This window comes from Dickeya parazeae Ech586 (assembly GCF_000025065.1).
GTDB classification, from domain to species: Bacteria; Pseudomonadota; Gammaproteobacteria; order Enterobacterales; family Enterobacteriaceae; genus Dickeya; species Dickeya zeae.
On sequence record NC_013592.1, the window covers coordinates 40,263 to 57,493 of the forward strand.

The 17,231-nt window shown below is 54.1% G+C and carries 14 protein-coding genes; 5 read left to right on the top strand and 9 right to left on the bottom strand.

Features of this window, described 5'->3' with window-relative positions; genetic code table 11:
- Nucleotide 1 precedes the first annotated feature (1 nt).
- Entirely contained in the window at nt 2-943 is a 942-nt protein-coding gene (locus DD586_RS00175) for an ABC transporter permease (RefSeq protein ID WP_012882786.1), read from the bottom strand.
- A gap of 27 nt (nt 944-970) precedes the next feature.
- Nucleotides 971-2,530, bottom strand: a complete 1,560-nt coding sequence (locus DD586_RS00180) for a TIGR04028 family ABC transporter substrate-binding protein (RefSeq protein ID WP_228669803.1) — start codon at nt 2,528-2,530, stop codon at nt 971-973.
- Between the two features lie 413 nt (nt 2,531-2,943).
- Here DD586_RS00180 and DD586_RS00185 point away from each other — a divergent pair, with 413 nt between their 5' ends.
- Nucleotides 2,944-3,195 (top strand): YdgH/BhsA/McbA family protein, encoded by a 252-nt coding sequence (locus DD586_RS00185; protein ID WP_012882788.1) that lies wholly within the window; start codon nt 2,944-2,946, stop codon nt 3,193-3,195.
- Between the two features lie 200 nt (nt 3,196-3,395).
- Here the strand turns inward: DD586_RS00185 and DD586_RS00190 are convergent, their stop codons facing one another.
- On the bottom strand, nt 3,396-4,652 hold the full coding sequence (locus tag DD586_RS00190; RefSeq protein WP_012882789.1) for a valine--pyruvate transaminase: 1,257 nt from the start codon (nt 4,650-4,652) through the stop codon (nt 3,396-3,398).
- Nucleotides 4,653-5,045: 393 nt separating this feature from the next.
- Here DD586_RS00190 and DD586_RS00195 point away from each other — a divergent pair, with 393 nt between their 5' ends.
- Nucleotides 5,046-6,254: an aldose 1-epimerase family protein gene (locus DD586_RS00195; protein WP_012882790.1), complete on the top strand. Its 1,209-nt coding sequence runs from the start codon at nt 5,046-5,048 to the stop codon at nt 6,252-6,254.
- Nucleotides 6,255-6,321: 67 nt separating this feature from the next.
- Here DD586_RS00195 and ghrB read toward each other — a convergent pair whose 3' ends face one another.
- From ghrB to DD586_RS00210, 3 genes are all read right to left on the bottom strand, one after another.
- A complete protein-coding gene (gene ghrB, locus DD586_RS00200) occupies nt 6,322-7,284 on the bottom strand; it encodes a glyoxylate/hydroxypyruvate reductase GhrB (RefSeq protein WP_012882791.1) in 963 nt (320 codons plus the stop codon).
- 499 nt (nt 7,285-7,783) lie between these two features.
- Nucleotides 7,784-8,239, bottom strand: a complete 456-nt coding sequence (locus DD586_RS00205) for an N-acetyltransferase (RefSeq protein ID WP_012882792.1) — start codon at nt 8,237-8,239, stop codon at nt 7,784-7,786.
- On the bottom strand, nt 8,236-8,796 hold the full coding sequence (locus DD586_RS00210) for a DNA-3-methyladenine glycosylase I (protein WP_012882793.1): 561 nt from the start codon (nt 8,794-8,796) through the stop codon (nt 8,236-8,238). Before DD586_RS00210 ends, DD586_RS00205 begins: the two co-directional genes overlap by 4 nt.
- Before the next feature lie 279 nt (nt 8,797-9,075).
- Between DD586_RS00210 and DD586_RS00215 the strand changes: the two genes are divergently transcribed.
- The 3 genes from DD586_RS00215 to glyS all read left to right on the top strand — a co-directional run bounded on the left by DD586_RS00215 (nt 9,076) and on the right by glyS (nt 13,043).
- Nucleotides 9,076-9,882, top strand: coding sequence for a sulfite exporter TauE/SafE family protein (locus DD586_RS00215; RefSeq protein ID WP_012882794.1), 807 nt, complete (start codon nt 9,076-9,078; stop codon nt 9,880-9,882).
- Nucleotides 9,883-10,049: 167 nt separating this feature from the next.
- Nucleotides 10,050-10,964 (top strand): glycine--tRNA ligase subunit alpha, encoded by a 915-nt coding sequence (glyQ, locus tag DD586_RS00220; RefSeq protein ID WP_012882795.1) that lies wholly within the window; start codon nt 10,050-10,052, stop codon nt 10,962-10,964.
- A 9-nt stretch (nt 10,965-10,973) separates the two neighbouring features.
- Nucleotides 10,974-13,043, top strand: a complete 2,070-nt coding sequence (gene glyS / locus DD586_RS00225) for a glycine--tRNA ligase subunit beta (RefSeq protein ID WP_012882796.1) — start codon at nt 10,974-10,976, stop codon at nt 13,041-13,043.
- Nucleotides 13,044-13,121: 78 nt separating this feature from the next.
- Here glyS and DD586_RS00230 read toward each other — a convergent pair whose 3' ends face one another.
- From DD586_RS00230 to DD586_RS00240, 3 genes are all read right to left on the bottom strand, one after another.
- Nucleotides 13,122-14,117, bottom strand: a complete 996-nt coding sequence (locus DD586_RS00230) for a hypothetical protein (protein ID WP_012882797.1) — start codon at nt 14,115-14,117, stop codon at nt 13,122-13,124.
- Between the two features lie 311 nt (nt 14,118-14,428).
- Nucleotides 14,429-15,538: an ABC transporter ATP-binding protein gene (locus DD586_RS00235; protein WP_012882798.1), complete on the bottom strand. Its 1,110-nt coding sequence runs from the start codon at nt 15,536-15,538 to the stop codon at nt 14,429-14,431.
- 335 nt (nt 15,539-15,873) lie between these two features.
- Nucleotides 15,874-17,073, bottom strand: coding sequence for an ROK family transcriptional regulator (locus tag DD586_RS00240; protein ID WP_012882799.1), 1,200 nt, complete (start codon nt 17,071-17,073; stop codon nt 15,874-15,876).
- Nucleotides 17,074-17,231 lie beyond the last annotated feature (158 nt).

Here is a 17,231-nt window from a genome sequence, read left to right on the forward strand (position 1 = left end):
CTCACACCTCCAATGCGGTTTTCAGCCGCGGATCAAGCAACGGGTAGAGCAGGTCGACCAGCAGGTTGACGAGGACAAAGGCGGTGGCGGAAATCAGCACGATGGCCTGCAACACGCTGGCGTCCTGCGTGTTGACGGCTTCCTGCGTTAACTGCCCCAGTCCGCTGCGGCCAAATACGGTTTCAGTGATGAGTGCACCGGCGATTAACTCACCCAGTAGCAGGCCTGCCAGCGTCAGCGCAGGCAGCACAGCGTTGCGCGCCACATGCCGCCATAACACACTGTGGCGGCTCAGGCCTTTGGCGCGCGCCACCGCCACGAACGGTTGTGCCAGTACCTGATCGATGCTGCGCATCAATACCTGAGCAATCGGGGCGGCAATCGGTACGGAGAGTGTCAGGACTGGCAGAATCAGTCCTTCCCATTCGCCGGGGTTGATCACCGAAATCCAGCCCAGCCGGAAGGAAAACACCTGAATCAATACGATGCCGAGCCAAAACGTGGGGATGGATATCAGTAGCGACGGTACGGACTGAAAGAGCTGGCGCAGCCAGGCGAATGGGGCCAGCGCCGAGAGAATCGCCAGCGCGATCGCCAGCAGCAACGCCGCGCCGAACCCCAGCACCGCCAGCAGCAGGGTGGAGGGCAGGTTGGTTGCCAGTAAGTCGCTAACCGGCAACCCAGCTTGCAATGACAGCCCGAAGTCGCCGTGCAGCAGGCGCGATAGTGACGCCGCATACTGGGTCAGCAACGGCACGTCGGCACCGTAGGCCAGCCGCAATTGTGCGATTTGGCTGGCGCTGAGCCCCAGCTCCGGGTTCATGAATTTGATCAACACCGCGTCACCCGGCAGTGCCTGTAGCAGCATGAACGACAAGGTAAATGCCGCCCACAGCACCAGCAGCGCGTGTCCGAGGCGTGCCGCCAGATAGGCTATGCGCATGTTTTTCCCTCCGTCACCGATGCCCGATTACTTATCCAACCAGGTGTTGTAGAAGCTGGGGCGGCCCACCGCCTCAAAGCCTATGCCTTTCGTGCTGGCGCGACCGGCGAACACCTGCGGCTCTTCAAAAATCGGAATCACGTATGCCTTATCGATCAGGTAGTTCTGTACTTCGCCGACCAGCTCCAGCCGTTTATTGCGGTCGGTCGCGGAGGCGATGCCATCCAACAGGGTATTAAGGTGGGTGTCTTCAAAGGTTTGTACCTTGTCGCTGGCACCACCTTTTTGCAGCAGCACATTGCGCAAGGTCGGGTAATACTGGCTTTTCAGCACATCCGGGTCCGCTCGGCCCACCATGCCCGGCGATACGCCGGTTTTCAGCGGGTCGAGACTGTCGACGGTTTTGGTGCCAGCATCACCTGCCAGTACGTTCAATTTCACGCCCACTTTGGCCCACTGCTGCGCTACCAGTTGCAACATCTCTTTGTTCTGCGGCTGTGGCGGCGATTCGTAGGCGGTCAACACCAGCGATTGGCCGTCTTTCTGTCGAACGCCCTGCGCACCGATTTTCCAGCCCGCGTCGTCCAGCAGACGGGCGGCGGCGGCTGGGTCGAACGTCAGCTTATCGGACAGGTTGATGTAACCGGCGGCGGTTTTCGCCAGTACCGACGTGGCTTGTGGGTAGTGATTGGAATACAGCGTCTGGATGATTTCTTTCGGGTTGGTGGCGTCACTCAGTGCCTGACGCACGCGGATATCCGCCACCAGCGGGTTATCCGGGCGGAAGTTGATACTGTTATTCACCCCGCGGGTCGGGGCGGCGTAGATCCGAATACCCTCACTCTGCACCCGTTGTTCGTCATAGGCCTGGATTTGACGGATAAAATCCGCCTGACCGGACACCAGTGCACCAATGCGCACACTGTCTTCCGGCGTCACCAGATAGGTGATGCCATCCAGATAAGGGCGGCCCTGATGTGCAAAATTCACCGGTGCCCAGTGGTAATCCTTACGTGCCACCAGTTTCAGTTCACGCCCCGGTTTTTCGCTGCTGACCACAAATGGGCCGGAGCCGATGATGTGAGTCGCATCGCCTAACTGGTTGAAATTACGGGCCAGCGTACTCAGTGACACCAGACCGGAACCGATAGCGGAGGTGCCTTGCAGGAAACCGGGCGACGGTTTTTTGAAGTAGAACTTCACCGTCAGCGGGTCGATCACTTCGCTGCGCTGGTAGTTGTTGATGACTTCGGAAATCGGCTGGTTGAGTTCTTTGTTGCCCAGCCCATAGGTGTCGAAATTTTTAGCGACGGCGTTGGCATCCAGCGGTGTGCCGTCAGAGAAAGTGACGCCGGGGCGTAACCGGAATGTGTATTCGGTGCTGTCGGCGTTAATGGTCCAGGATTCTGCAATCCAGGGTTCGATGTCCAACGTTTCCGGGTTCTGATACGTCAGCTTATCGGTGATTTGGTTGAGGATACCGCCATTAGGATAAAAACCGCCTGCGGGCGGATACAAATTGGTGTGCGGTTGTTGTTCCAGATAGATCAAGGTACCGCCGGTTTTTGGCGCAACGTCGGCCGCCATCGCCTGTACGCCATTTCCCAGTAGTGCGAATGAAACAAGCAGACCCATTCCCCGCTTCTGTTGAGCGTTCAAGAAACCAGACATGGTTTTTTCCTTTTAGTTATCAGAGTGATGCCAGCCACTGTGCAGGTGGTGTCAGGGCTGGAAAAAGGCTGTCATATGAAAGGGATACTTCCACAGGCATGGCAAAACCACAAAGTACAAAACCGGCAATGAATATCTGCTTTTGGGGTAAGTAAAGGCGGGCAGGCGAAGGGCGAACGCGATGCTTTTTTATTTCATAAAATTTGAATGATATCTACAAATAAACCCGTTTTTAACGAGCTGATAACAGGTCTATTATCACTTTCATCGAAGGCGATAACGCCTCCAGTAAAGAACACTAACCGAATACACTGTGAAGGATATCAACCATGAACGCTATCAAAAATATTGCTGTAGTTATCGCACTGGCTACCGTTTCTTTCGGCTCTTTCGCCGCGACTGAAGTACAGCAGTCTGCCAGCCAGTCTGTCGGTTCTGTCAGCGCCACGGCGAATACGCTGGACGGCCTGCAGGCTAAGCTGTCTGAAAAAGCGGATGCCGCCGGTGCCAAATCGTTCCGCATCATCTCTGCCACCAGCAGCGATAACCAGTTGCAAGGCGTAGCTGAGCTGTACAACTAATAACGAGAGATATCACACCGATATCACGCGTAACGAGAGCCGCCTTTGTGAACTGCACCCCAAAAGTTGGATACCCAACTCAGTAAGGTGCGGTTTTTTTACGTGCGTGATACCGCTTGTGCGTGCAGTCATACTCCAGGTATGGGGGTATGGCTGCATGCACGGCACGTCCGTTTTTCGGGGATCAGATTTTTTGCGTGTCAGACGCGGCCTTCTTGTCGCGCCCGCTCCACCTCTTCGGCCAGAATAGCGACGCCTTGCTCGATTTTTTCCGGCTCCGGCACGTAGTTCATGCGCAGGCACTGGTGAGCATGCGGCCATTCCTGTTCCAGACCGGGGAAGAAATAATGACCCGGCACCATCAGTACGCCGCGTTGCTTCAGCCGCTGGTACAGCACCTCGGTGGTAATGGGCAAGTCTTTGAACCACAACCACAGGAAAATCGCGCCTTCTGGTTTGTGGATCAGACACACTTCTGGCGGCAGGTAACGGCGAATAATGGCGATGGTCTGCTCCACCCGCTGGCGGTAGAACGGCCTGACCACATCGTTGGACAGCCGCAGCAGGTCGCCCCGCTGGATCATCTCATGTGCCAGCGCCGGGCCGATGGAGCCGGGTGCCAGACTGACGATACCGTTCATGTTGCCGAGTGCTTCGATCACCTGCTCAGAACCGATAACGATACCGCAGCGGGAACCGGGCAAGCCGAGCTTGGACAGGCTCATACACAGAATAATGTTTGGATTCCACAGCGGAGTGGCATCGCTGAAGATAATGCCGGGGAACGGCACACCGTAAGCGTTATCGATCACCAGCGGAATCTGGTGCTCACGGGCTAGCGCATCCAGATGCTGCACTTCGTCGTCGGTCAGCACATTGCCGGTGGGGTTGGTTGGTCGGGAAACGCAAATCATGCCGATGTCATCGGTGATATGCAGTTGCTCGAAATCGACGTGGTATTTGAATTGCCCTTCCGGTAACAGCTCAATCTGCGGGCGAACAGAGACAAACATGTCCTCATCCAGCCCGGAATCAGCGTAACCGATGTACTCCGGAGCCAGCGGAAACAGCACCCGGCGACGTTGCCCCTCATCAGTACGACCGGCAAACAGATTGAACAGGTAGAAAAATGCGCTCTGACTGCCATTAGTCAGTGCAATATTCTGTGGTCCAATCTCCCAGCCAAACTGTTCACGCAGCAGGCTGGAGAGCGAATGCAGCAACACATCTTTGCCCTGCGGGCCATCGTAGTTGCACAGCGCATCGGTCAATTTTCCTTGATCCAACAGATCGCGACACAATTGCTGAAAATAGTCGTCCATTGCCGGGATATGGGCCGGATTGCCGCCGCCGAGCATGATGGCACCTGGGGTGCGTAACCCCTCGTTGAGGTCATCCATCAGTTGGGTAATACCAGCATGGCGGGTAAATTTGTTGCCGAAACGGGAAAAGTTCATAATTTGTCAATAAAGGGTGAAGCACAGGTAAACCGACACCTTAGCGCGTGCCTCGGGGTGGTGCAATCATGGTGGAAATATCATCACCCTGTTTTTATCCATATATTTTTGTTATGGCAGTGCATTCATCTGCTGAACATGTTTTCTGCTTCAGCCTACTCACACCGGTTGGACACTAAATGCTGAACGCGCGTCAGCTTTTAGCTGATCGTGATCTCGTTTTTCATGCAATTTAATTAGATATTCTTAATTAAAGTGTGATTTATTTTGCAAATATGTTGTGAAAAAAGAGCAGTTAATCATCTGGTGATAGCAATCACATTCTCCTGTCAGCTGGATTTGTAGTCTTTTAGCTTCACGGGCTTAATCAATTCAGCTAAAAGGATGTATAGAATGAAAAATGTACTGGCAATGAGTATCGCTTTGGCGCTGGTTTCCTGGCAGGCATCGGCTCAAACCTTTGTGCTGACAGACGTTGAAAGCAGCACCGAAAAGGGAAACTGGCAGATCAGCAGCGATGCGCTGAAGATTAAGGATCAGCACTTCAGCATCGAGCAAAAGGTACTGCACGGCGGACGTCAGGAAGGCAGCAAAATTCTGACTATCACCAGTCCCAACGGGCTGCAAATTACTCTGAGTCCGACCCGCGGCATGGATTTACTGCATGTCACTGGTAAAAACATCCGGCTGGGCTGGGATTCCCCGGTGGATGAAGTGGTCAACCCGAATACGATTACCCTGGAAAGCCGCAATGGACTGGGCTGGCTGGAAGGTTTCAATGAGATGATGGTGCGCTGTGGCTATGAGTGGACCGGGCATCCGGTCACCAGTGACGGCATGATTTACACCCTGCACGGCCGTGCCGGTAATACACCCGCATCGAAAGTGCTGGTGGATGTCAGCGACAAAGCGCCTTACACCATCACGGTGCGTGGCTTGCTCAAGGAAAACAGCTTTAAGAAATCCAACCTCGAAACCTGGACTGAACTGCGCTACGTGCCGGGGAGCGAGTCGTTTACCATTCATGACGTGCTGACCAATAAGTCAGATTACGCGCGTGATTACCAGATTATCTATCACAGCAATTTCGGTACCCCGATTCTGGAAGAAGGGGCACGTTTCCTGGCACCAGTGAAAGAGATTTCGCCGTTTAATGACTACGCCAAGGCTGGTCTGAAAAGCTGGCAGACGTATAAAGGCCCGACTAAAGGCTTCGACGAAATGGTGTTCAACATGACGCCTTATGCGGATAAAGAGGGCAAAACACTGGCTGCACTGGTCAATCGTGCAGGTGATAAAGGGGTGTCCATCGCGTTTGATACCCATCAGTTGCCGTTGCTGACGATGTGGAAAAACACTGACACCCTGAAACAAGGCTATGTCACCGGTATTGAGCCCGGCACCAGCTACGCGTATCCGGTCACTATTGAACGCCAGCAAGGGCGGGTGAAGAAACTGCAACCCGGCCAAAGCACCACCTTCGAGCTGACTTACAGCTTGTTGAGCAGCCCGGCGGCAGTACAACAAACCGAACAGAAAGTGAAAGCCATTCAGGGCGACCGTGCCACAACCTTGACTGAGAAACCGATCGCGGTGGAGTAATCGCTCTTCGCGTGAAAATCCTCCTTCCTGACGTCGGGAAGGAGGGATCCTCAATCGGCGTGCTGAACTACTTCAGCACGTCCGGATTGACGCAGTTTTCTTTAACGTCGCCACTGAGCGCGGCGATCAGGTTATCTACCGCGCAGGCCGCCATGTTGTAGCGGGTTTCATGGGTGGCGGAGCCGATGTGCGGCAGCGCCACCACATTAGGCAGCTTCAGCAGTGGTGAATCTACCGATAGCGGCTCTTTCTCGAACACATCCAGACCGGCGGCGTGCAGGGTGCCGTCGGTCAATGCCTCAATCAGCGCCTGCTCATCCACCACCGGGCCGCGGCCAATGTTGATCAGAATGGCGCTGGACTTCATTTTCGCCAGCTGTGCCTTGCCAATCAGATGGTGGGTTTCCGGCGTCAGCGGCAGGGTAATACACAGAAAATCGGATTCTGCCAGCAGAGTGTCGAGGTCGCAGTGACGGGCGTTGAAGCGGGTTTCTGCCGCATCATGACGGCGACGGGCGTTGTAGAGCACCGGCATGCTAAAACCGAAGTGCGCCCGCTGAGCCACCGCCAGACCGATACGCCCCATGCCCAGAATACCAATGGTTTTGTGGTGAACATCAATACCGTACCAATCTTCACCGATGTTGCGCGTCCATTCACCGGCTTTCACGCGCTCGGCGGATTCCAACGCCCGACGAGCTGTCATCAGTATCAAGGTCATGACGGTATCCGCCACCGTTTCTGTCAGGACAGTCGGCGTATGCATCAGCAACGCTTTTTTGTCATTTAACGCGGCGACGTCAATGTTGTCGTAACCCACCGACACGGTAGACACCGCCCGTAGTTTTGGCAGGTGGGACAGGTATTCCCGGCTGACGGTGTGTCCGGCCCCAATCAACCCTTCAGCACGCGCCAGTAACGGGTGGTCGATGGGAGGCAGGCCATCAAAAACCGAAACACTAGCGTGTTGCTCCAGTTTTTGGCGTAAATCGTCAGGGATCTTTTTGTAGAGGATGACTTCAGGTTTCATCAGTTCACTCCGGCTGATTGAGGCGATTGTCTGACTAAAACGACAGTTACTTTTGAACGCAGGTCAGCCTGTTAGCTTCGCATATCAAGGGCAGGCCTTTGCCGTACTCATGCCTAAAAACGTTTGGGCGATTTAATGAAATATCATGATAAACAATCAGATGGTACTTGTTATTTCTTCCCGGAGGCACACGACCTGCTGCAGGCATGATGGAGGACAGGGTGGGAGACTGCAAGTCAGGCGGCGCGCCCTCTGATAAGTCAGAAGGCGCGCTCCCGCTAAAACCCTGGTATTGGCTGAAATCAGCAGCATGGCAATTCAATTGCATTGCAAACAAAGATGAAAGGATTGGCAGTCACCCATGCTTTCGGCATGAATGATATGTTATAAAGTATCATTTTATGGAGGTAATGCAACTGTACAATAATGCAGCGACAACGAATGCAGCTATAGCGGGCGTGTTTATGCAGGGTTGGTTTCCTGGCGACCTGATACGGCGTCAGGGTGTGACGGCGGCGAGCAACGCCTGATCCTGCCAGTGCATAACCAGCAAGTGTGACTGGGTTTCATGCTGATAACTTTCCTGCACGGTCGTAAACCCTTGTTTGCGATAAAAGGCGCAGGCACGGTGGTTCTGCTGATACACCTCCAGACTGAGCACCGGGAAGCGATGCTGAATATGCTGCATCAGTGCCGCGCCCACGCCCTGACCATACAGGCTGTGGTGAACAAACAGCGCACCGACAAAGCGTTGATCCATCACGCTGATAAAACCGCCGATGCCCTGAGCATGCTCATAAATCCAGGTTTGTGAGTGGGGGATATAATGCCCGCGAACCAGCTCTTCACTTTCCTGCCAATAGTGCGCCGAGATAAACGGGTGCGCCAGCGTGGTACTTTCCCGCCATAGCGCGACCAGCGCGTCCAGGTCTTGTGGCCGATAAGGTCGAATCACAACGCCTCCGGATGACAGCAACAGTCGGTGGTATGGTCGTTTACCAGCCCGGCAGCCTGCATAAAGGCGTAGCAGATGGTGGAGCCGATGAATGTGAAGCCGCGTTTTTTCAACGCTTTCGACATCGCATCCGACACGGCGGTTTTTGCCGGTACATCAGCCAGCGATGTCGGGTTATTGATGACCGGCTGATGGTTAACGAAGGACCAGATAAACGTCGCAAAGTCGTCCCCTTGTTGCTGCATCGCCAGCCAGGCGCGGGCATTGCGGATAATGGCTTCAATTTTTCCGCGATGGCGGATGATGCCAGGGTCCAGTACCAGCCGGTTCACATCGTCATCAGTCATGGTTGCTACCCGGTGTGGATCAAATCCGTGGAAACAACGGCGGTAGTGCTCGCGTTTTTTGAGCACGGTTATCCACGACAACCCGGCTTGCTGGCCTTCCAGACACAGCAGTTCAAACAGCGCGCGGCTATCGGTACAGGGGGTTCCCCACTCGTTATCGTGATAATCCTGATACAGCGTATCCTGCGTAACCCAGCCACAGCGTGTCATCCTCTTCTCCTTAACTCCCAGTGGTTATTCGCCGACGATTGTTATTTAGCAACATTGTTATTTAGCAACACGGTTATTTAGCAACATTGTTATTCACCCGCGTTGTTGGTATTGATGATGGTCGATTTCGGCGCACCAACCGCGTGGTGTGGCGATCATCAGCCTAAGCGTGATGTGATGCAACCCTGACCTGACAGGACAATATGTGACACGGCGCTGAAATCACACCAAAAAAACGACAAGCGCAAAACGATAATCAGTAAGCGACAGGGGGCGATAATGGGGATTGAGTGGATGCTGGCCTATCTGGCGCTGGGAGCCGTGGTGGGATTTATGGCCGGATTACTGGGGATAGGCGGTGGCGGCATCATGGTGCCGGTGCTGACAGCGTTGTTCGCCGCACAAGGTGTGGAGAAAACGCATTTGGTGCATCTGGCGTTGGGGACCTCGATGGCGGCGATTGTGATCACCGCTATCTCCAGCCTGCGCACCCACCATCAACATCAGGCGGTGATGTGGCCGGTGGTATGGCGCATCACACCAGCGATTTTACTGGGAACCTTCGCCGCTACCTGGCTGGCGGCGTTATTGCCGACCCGTGCGCTGGCAATATTCTTTTCCTGTTTTATGGCGTATGTCTCGCTGCAAATGGTGTTGAACATCAAGCCAAAACCTCACCGCCAGTTACCGGGCGTGACAGGCATGTCGCTGGCCGGGCTGACTATCGGCGGTATTTCCGCACTGGTCGCGATTGGCGGTGGTTCGCTCACCGTGCCGTTTCTGACCTGGTGTAATGTGCGCATCCAGCAGGCAATTGGCACCTCGGCCGCGGTGGGTTTGCCGATCGCGCTCTCTGGCGCGCTGGGTTACATGATAAACGGCTGGTCAGCGACCGGCTTGCCTGCGTTGAGCGTCGGTTATGTTTCTCTGCCTGCGGTGGCACTGATCTCGGCGGTCAGTTTCTTCACCGCGCCGGTGGGGGCGCGTTTAGCGCATCGTTTACCGGTCGCGACGCTAAAAAAAGCGTTTGCCGGGCTGCTGTTGCTGTTGAGCCTGAAAATGCTGCATACCGTATTTACCGGTTGATCGTTACCCGAAACGGGAAGGAAAAGGCGGCGATGGCGATAATGCTATGTCACTGAAAATGTCGCTGTCACTGAAGTTGTTGCCGCATTCTGGCTGTATATCTTGCACTCAGAGGGTATACTGGCGGCTTCATTGTAAAAACCACTTGTATCGCGTGCGAATCCAACATGCAAAAGTTTGATACCAAGACCTTTCAGGGCCTGATCCTGACATTACAGGATTACTGGTCGCGTCAGGGCTGCACCATTGTCCAACCGTTGGACATGGAAGTCGGTGCCGGCACTTCTCACCCTATGACCTGCCTGCGTGCGCTTGGCCCGGAGCCTATCGCCGCCGCTTATGTGCAGCCGTCCCGCCGTCCTACCGACGGCCGCTACGGTGAGAACCCCAACCGTCTGCAACACTACTACCAGTTTCAGGTGATCATTAAGCCGTCGCCGGACAACATTCAGGAACTGTACCTCGGTTCGCTCAAAGAACTGGGGATGGACCCGACTATCCACGACATCCGTTTCGTGGAAGATAACTGGGAAAACCCGACGCTGGGTGCCTGGGGTCTGGGCTGGGAAGTGTGGCTGAACGGGATGGAAGTGACCCAGTTCACCTATTTCCAGCAGGTAGGGGGTCTGGAGTGCAAACCGGTAACCGGCGAGATTACTTACGGCCTAGAACGTCTGGCGATGTACATTCAGGGCGTGGACAGCGTCTACGATCTGGTGTGGAGCGATGGTCCGCTGGGTAAAACCACCTACGGCGACGTGTTCCATCAAAACGAAGTGGAGCAATCGACCTATAACTTCGAATACGCCGATGTGGATTTCCTGTTTACCTGCTTCGAGCAGTATGAAAAAGAGGCCCAGCAGTTGCTGGCGCTGGAAAAACCGCTGCCGCTGCCTGCTTACGAGCGCATTCTGAAAGCCGCCCACAGCTTCAACCTGCTGGACGCGCGCAAAGCCATTTCCGTGACCGAACGTCAGCGTTACATCCTGCGGATCCGTACCCTGACCAAAGCGGTAGCGGAAGCCTATTATGCCTCTCGTGAGGCACTGGGCTTCCCGATGTGCAATCGTAAACAGAGCTGAGAGGCAGCGATGACAGATAAGACATTTTTGGTGGAAATCGGCACCGAAGAGCTGCCACCGAAGGCTTTGCGTACTCTGGCGGAATCTTTTGCCGCCCATTTTACCGCTGAACTGGATGCCGCCGGGCTGGGTTACCAGTCGGTCGATTGGTTCGCGGCCCCGCGCCGTCTGGCACTGAAAGTGGTCGGTTTAAGCGCGTCCCAGCCGGACAGGGAAGTAGAAAAACGCGGACCGGCCATTGCGCAGGCGTTTGACGCCGCGGGTAACCCGACCAAAGCGGCAGAAGGCTGGGCACGCGGTTGCGGCATCACCGTCTCCCAGGCCGAGCGCCTGACCACCGACAAAGGCGAGTGGCTGTTATTCCGCGCACACGTGAAGGGCGAAGCGGCACAAACGCTGCTGCCGGGCATGGTCAGCACCGCACTGGCGAAGCTGCCGATCCCGAAACTGATGCGCTGGGGCGATAACGACACCCAGTTTGTGCGTCCGGTGCATACCGTGACCCTGTTGCTGGGTGATGAACTGATCCCCGGTACTGTGCTGGGTATTGATTCCGGGCGTACCCTTCGCGGTCACCGCTTTATGGGTGAGCCGGAATTCACGATTGATAACGCCGACCAGTACCCGCAGATTCTGCTGGAGCGCGGCAAGGTACTTGCTGATTACGACGCGCGTAAAGCCAAAATCAAAGCCGACGCCGAAGAGGCGGCGCGCAAGATTGGCGGTAATGCCGATCTGAGCGACAGCCTGCTGGAAGAAGTCACCTCGCTGGTGGAATGGCCGGTGGTGCTGACGGCGAAATTTGAAGAGAAATTCCTGGCGGTGCCGGCAGAAGCGCTGGTGTATACCATGAAAGGCGACCAGAAATACTTCCCGGTTTACGACAATGCCGACAAGCTGCTGCCGAATTTCATCTTCGTCGCCAACATTGAATCGAAAGACCCGCAGCAGATCATCGCCGGTAACGAGAAGGTGGTGCGCCCGCGTCTGGCCGACGCCGAATTCTTCTTCAATACCGACCGTAAAAAACGCCTGGAAGATCATCTGCCGCGTCTGGCAACCGTGCTGTTTCAGCAGCAACTGGGCACGCTGCGCGATAAGACCGATCGCATCGCGGCACTGACCGGTTGGGTAGCCGGGCAGATCGGTGCCGATGTGGAGCACGCCAAACGCGCGGGTCTGCTGTCTAAATGCGACCTGATGACCAACATGGTGTTTGAATTCACCGACACCCAGGGTGTGATGGGGATGCACTACGCTCGTCACGACGGCGAAGCCGAAGACGTGGCGGTGGCGCTGAACGAGCAGTATCAGCCGCGCTTTGCCGGCGATGAACTGCCGTCTTCCGCGGTAGCCTGTGCGCTGGCGATCGCCGACAAGATGGATACGCTGGCAGGGATTTTCGGCATCGGTCAGCACCCGAAAGGCGATAAAGACCCGTTCGCATTGCGCCGTGCCGCATTGGGTGTGTTGCGCATCATCGTGGAAAAACGCCTGCCGCTGGACTTGCAAACCCTGACCGAAGAAGCGGTGCGTTTGTATGGCGACAAGCTGACTAACGCCAACGTGGTCGACGATGTGATTGAATTCATGCTGGGCCGCTTCCGTGCCTGGTATCAGGAGGAAGGTCACAGTGTCGACACCATCCAGGCGGTGCTGGCGCGTCGTCCGACTCGCCCGGCAGATTTCGATGCCCGTGTGAAAGCGGTGAGTCATTTCCGCACACTGGAGCAAGCCGAAGCGCTGGCGGCAGCCAACAAGCGTGTCTCCAATATTTTGGCGAAGTCTACCGAAACGCTGAACGACAGCGTGCAGGCAGCGTTGCTCAAAGAGAAGGAAGAAATTCAGCTGGCGACCTATGTTACCGCGCTGACCAGCAAGCTGGCGCCGTGGTTTGCCGAAGGGCGTTATCAGGAAGCGCTGGCGGAACTGGCGCAGTTGCGTGAGTCAGTCGATAACTTCTTCGATAAGGTGATGGTCAACGCTGATGACGCGCAGGTGCGTATCAACCGCCTGACGCTGCTCAACGAACTGCGTAACCTGTTCCTGAAAGTGGCGGATATTTCGGTGTTGCAGTAAACGCCCGGATAATCAGCGCAGAGCGCGCTGTGTATGCAAAAGCCTCCTCTGTGGAGGCTTTTTTGTCATTGGAGATCGCTAAACTGGGCTGGTCTTATCTGATATTTCCTGAATAACTTTTTCTACCCACGAACACAGTGTGTACTGATGGTAGACAGGTTCCGGTACGGGTTGGTAAGGGGTATGGATAAAACCTGATGGGATATATCCGTCCTGACTCAGAACACATATATTCTGCGGATTATAAAAATCATAACTGGTGATGTGAGGATTCGTCGTAATCAACTTACGCTGATAAGCCATCGACTCATAGGCTCGAAACGATAGCCCTGTCTGTTGGCCTTGCAGGATATCCAGAATTGCTCGGGAATGACTAATTTCATGGGCTAGCTCAGCACCCAGCAGTAATTTCTCTGATATTTTTATTCTGTTATCTTTTATATATTTCGACTTTCCTGGATCCCCGATATAAAAAATAATATTGGAGTTGAGGTCAGGATTTTTATCAAGGAAATGGATGACTTGCTGGTATCTCTCCGGTGTGAAACTCATAATGGAGAAAATATCGTACTCGCATGCCTGATAAGGTATCGTGCTTTTCCAGACAGGATCAATGTAATTGGTGATTTTGGTGAAGTGGAATTGTTCACAATCTTCACTGTCGAAACTGAGTACATGATCGAATTGATTAAGGTACAAGCCATTGCCGGGGGCTTTTTTCAATCCATCCCACAATGTGGCGACGAGCTTTCTCCCATGCTGACGCAATATTGCCAGGTGCTGTTCATTAAACAGCTTGGGTTCCGTCATAATAATGGCATCAAACGGTTCTCTGCCAATAAAGAAATTATGCAAACCCAATTTAATTTGGTTATCAAGCACAAGGCGTTTGTAGTTTTTCCCCGTTATCGTTTTATAGATCTTCGAGACGATGCGGTGGGGCGAGTCAAAGTAGTGAAACGTTGACAGATCACAATGATCAATATGGGTAACGTCGTGGCCCTGGCGTTTCATCTCCGCCACGATAGGTGTAGCCAAATTAGCCCAATCCGGGCAAATAAATAACAAACGCATAACGCGGTTATCCTCGGGATAATTATTTATTTCTCATTATGATGCAACGATCCTGAGCGCTATGGCTCATACCGAATGGAAACAGTGTGTATAAACGTTAGGAAATATAACACCAAGTGTTGGTCTGTGTCCCACGATTATGTCAGCTTATGGTCGCCTCTTGTCAGGCTGCTGCGAGCTGGAACAAAAGGGAATGGGAGCGTGGGGCTGTACCTGTGAGGGGCTCGTTGTAATAAAGAAGAAGAACGGCCAGTAATGCTGGCCGTTCTTTGTTGGAATCAGTGCGTCATGACGTCGATGGGCTGGCGTGGTCAGGCCGGGTCGTGCTTTTTGGCCGCCAGCGACAGGCCATCACTGAGCCGGAACAGGTGCAGGCGTTCAGCCGGTAACGTCAGCATCAGCAAATCCCCTTCGGCGACATGGAGGTTGTCCGGCAGGTGTAAGGTGGTTTTGCTGTCGTTGCCTTCAATATGCCCATACATATAGGTTTCTGTGCCAATCATTTCCGCGTAATCCACCCGGAAAGGCAGCGCCTGTTTATGCGTGGGGTCTAATTGCAGGTGACTTGGGCGGATGCCAAGTTCGATGGCCATGCCAGGCTCTGCCAGCTCCGGATTGACTGTTAACGTCAGCGGGGGAAAGGCATCGATAGCAATCGACGCCTGATTGCCTTGTAATGCGGTAATGGTTCCCGCGTAAAAATTCATTTTTGGCGAGCCGATAAAACCGGCGACAAAACGGTTTCTGGGGTGATGGAAGAGCTCCAGCGGCTTATCGAACTGCTCCACTTTACCTGCATTAAGGATCGCGATGCGATCCGCCATCGTCATGGCTTCTATCTGATCATGGGTAACGTAAACGATGGTACTTTTGAGTCGTTTGTGTAGCTTGATGATTTCCGAACGGGTATCCACCCGCAAAGCGGCATCCAGATTGGATAACGGTTCATCGAACAGAAACACACTGGGGTTGCGTACAATGGCACGACCGATGGCCACGCGCTGGCGCTGACCGCCGGAAAGCGCGCGCGGTTTTCTGGTCAGATAGGGTTCTATCTGTAGCATGCGGGCGGCTTCCTGCACGCGGGCCTGGATATCGGCTTTGGACATACGGGTGTTTTCCAGGCCGAAAGAGAGATTCTGCGCGACCGTCATGTGCGGGTAGAGGGCGTAGGACTGGAACACCATCGCGATACCGCGATCGCTTGACGAAACCTGCGTGACGTCATGGCCGCCAATAGCAATGCTACCGGACGTGCAGTCTTCAAGACCGGCTATCAACCTGAGCAACGTCGATTTTCCGCAACCGGAGGGGCCGACGAAAACCACAAACTCGCCGTCTTTAACATCAAGGTCGACACCCTTGATGATTTGCGTGTTACCGAAGGATTTCGTGATATTTTTTAGCGTAAGTTGTGCCATCAGATCGTTCCGTCCACCGCTCATTGTTGAGAGACGCGGTAACCGATGTAAACCCGATCGGCTACCGGAGTGGATGACATCATGACGGAGCTCTATTTAGTTCGTCAATATGTCGAACTAAATAATTAAAAAAATGTGACATCAGGCAGGAATGAAGAAAATCACTTATAATTTAGTTGGTTACGATAGTTTTTTCTTATTGCTACGTTGAGGGCCGCCGTCAGCCAGCGGTTAGATTGGGGGATATCGGGCAAGCAAAGCAAATTTTCCCGCGTGACCTGGCGGTTGCCTCAACTCTGCCATGCCGGAGTGATTCTCCGACATGGCAGGTCGAATCAGAGGTGCTTTGGCAAGGAGATCTGCCGCGATAACTCGGGTAAGCCAAAAAGCGAATTATGTAATTTATTCAATGAGATGGCTACAGATCCAGTGAGCACCGACTGTGACCCGAGGGTACTGGACTTGAGCTGGATTGGGTGAGGCGAGCAGTTGTTCAGGTAAAAACGAATGCGCTCGGTCAGTTCCGGGCGGATGCCAATATTACCGCCAATGATAATGCTTTCAGGGTCAAACATCAGTGACACCGACAGGACCAGTAAGGCGGCGGTACGGGCGGTTTCTTCGATGGTCACGATGGCGGCGGGCTCTTTGTCGGCGTAACGGCTTAGAATCTCCCGTACCGGTGTATTGGCACAACCGCCTGCAAAATGGTAGCGCTTGCTGATGCCTGCAGCTCCCAGTACCGATTCCAGCGTCCCCTGACGGAGACTCTCTGACGTATAGGCATCGCCGCCCAGCGGCAGATAAGAGATCTCGCCGGCCGCCCCCATCGCACCGCGCAGCAGAATCCCTTCCAGTATCAGCCCCAGACCAATCCCGGTACCCAGCGAAATGAAGGCCAGTGAGTGATCATCCTGCCCACATCCCCGCCAGTATTCGCCGATGGCGGCGGCATTGATGTCGTTTTCGATCAGCACTTCACAGCCAAAAGCCTGCTGCATGCTGTCTCGTAGCGCGAAGCCGCTCATATTTTTCAGGTTGGGTGCCATATCCAGCGTGCCGGTTTTCTGATTGATAACGCCGGGAATAGCGACACTGACGCTGTGCAACTTGCGTTCGTCTATCTGCTGCTGAGCCAGCAAATTCTTTTTCAACTGGCACAGGCGATTGACCAGGTTGATGCCGCCCGAGTTATCGTTTTCCTCTTCGTAATGCGCTATTTCGTTGCCGCGGAGGTTAACCAGACTCAGCCGGATGCTGGTGGCGCCGACGTCCATACCCAGCACGTAAGCCAGATCATCGGCGATTTCATAATTCATGGCGGCGCGCCCGACCTTACCTGATTCGAGCCCACAAGGGCGAACCCACCCCCGCTCTTCCAGGATCAGAATCACTTCAGACATGGTCTGCTTGGATAGCCTGGTCGCTTTCGCCATCGCCGCGCGGGATGCCGGTCCCGCATGCAGCAGGTACTCCATCACGGCACGGACGGATATCTGGCGAAGAACTGGAACATCATTTTCTATTTCAATCACTTATTTGTTCTCAATCATTCATCGGGACGGTATTGAATCAGGAAGCGTGATCACCAGAGATGCCTGCATATTATGCAATAAAAGTGTTATCCCGCTCTCGTTTCTGTTCATCTGCCAGAGAAAATTATTATTTGACTCATGGTTCATGTTGACGGTAT

Bases quoted from the DNA above. Each gene is read 5' to 3' on its own strand.
- DD586_RS00195 (WP_012882790.1), top strand. From the start codon at position 5,046: ATGAAAAATGTACTGGCAATGAGTATCGCTTTGGCGCTGGTTTCCTGG.
- DD586_RS00190 (WP_012882789.1), bottom strand. From the start codon at position 4,652: ATGAACTTTTCCCGTTTCGGCAACAAATTTACCCGCCATGCTGGTATT.
- DD586_RS00180 (WP_228669803.1), bottom strand. From the start codon at position 2,530: ATGGCGGCCGACGTTGCGCCAAAAACCGGCGGTACCTTGATCTATCTG.
- DD586_RS00235 (WP_012882798.1), bottom strand. From the start codon at position 15,538: ATGGCACAACTTACGCTAAAAAATATCACGAAATCCTTCGGTAACACG.
- DD586_RS00210 (WP_012882793.1), bottom strand. From the start codon at position 8,796: ATGACACGCTGTGGCTGGGTTACGCAGGATACGCTGTATCAGGATTAT.
- DD586_RS00185 (WP_012882788.1), top strand. From the start codon at position 2,944: ATGAACGCTATCAAAAATATTGCTGTAGTTATCGCACTGGCTACCGTT.
- glyS (WP_012882796.1), top strand. From the start codon at position 10,974: ATGACAGATAAGACATTTTTGGTGGAAATCGGCACCGAAGAGCTGCCA.
- DD586_RS00215 (WP_012882794.1), top strand. From the start codon at position 9,076: ATGGGGATTGAGTGGATGCTGGCCTATCTGGCGCTGGGAGCCGTGGTG.
- ghrB (WP_012882791.1), bottom strand. From the start codon at position 7,284: ATGAAACCTGAAGTCATCCTCTACAAAAAGATCCCTGACGATTTACGC.
- DD586_RS00230 (WP_012882797.1), bottom strand. From the start codon at position 14,117: ATGCGTTTGTTATTTATTTGCCCGGATTGGGCTAATTTGGCTACACCT.
- DD586_RS00175 (WP_012882786.1), bottom strand. From the start codon at position 943: ATGCGCATAGCCTATCTGGCGGCACGCCTCGGACACGCGCTGCTGGTG.
- glyQ (WP_012882795.1), top strand. From the start codon at position 10,050: ATGCAAAAGTTTGATACCAAGACCTTTCAGGGCCTGATCCTGACATTA.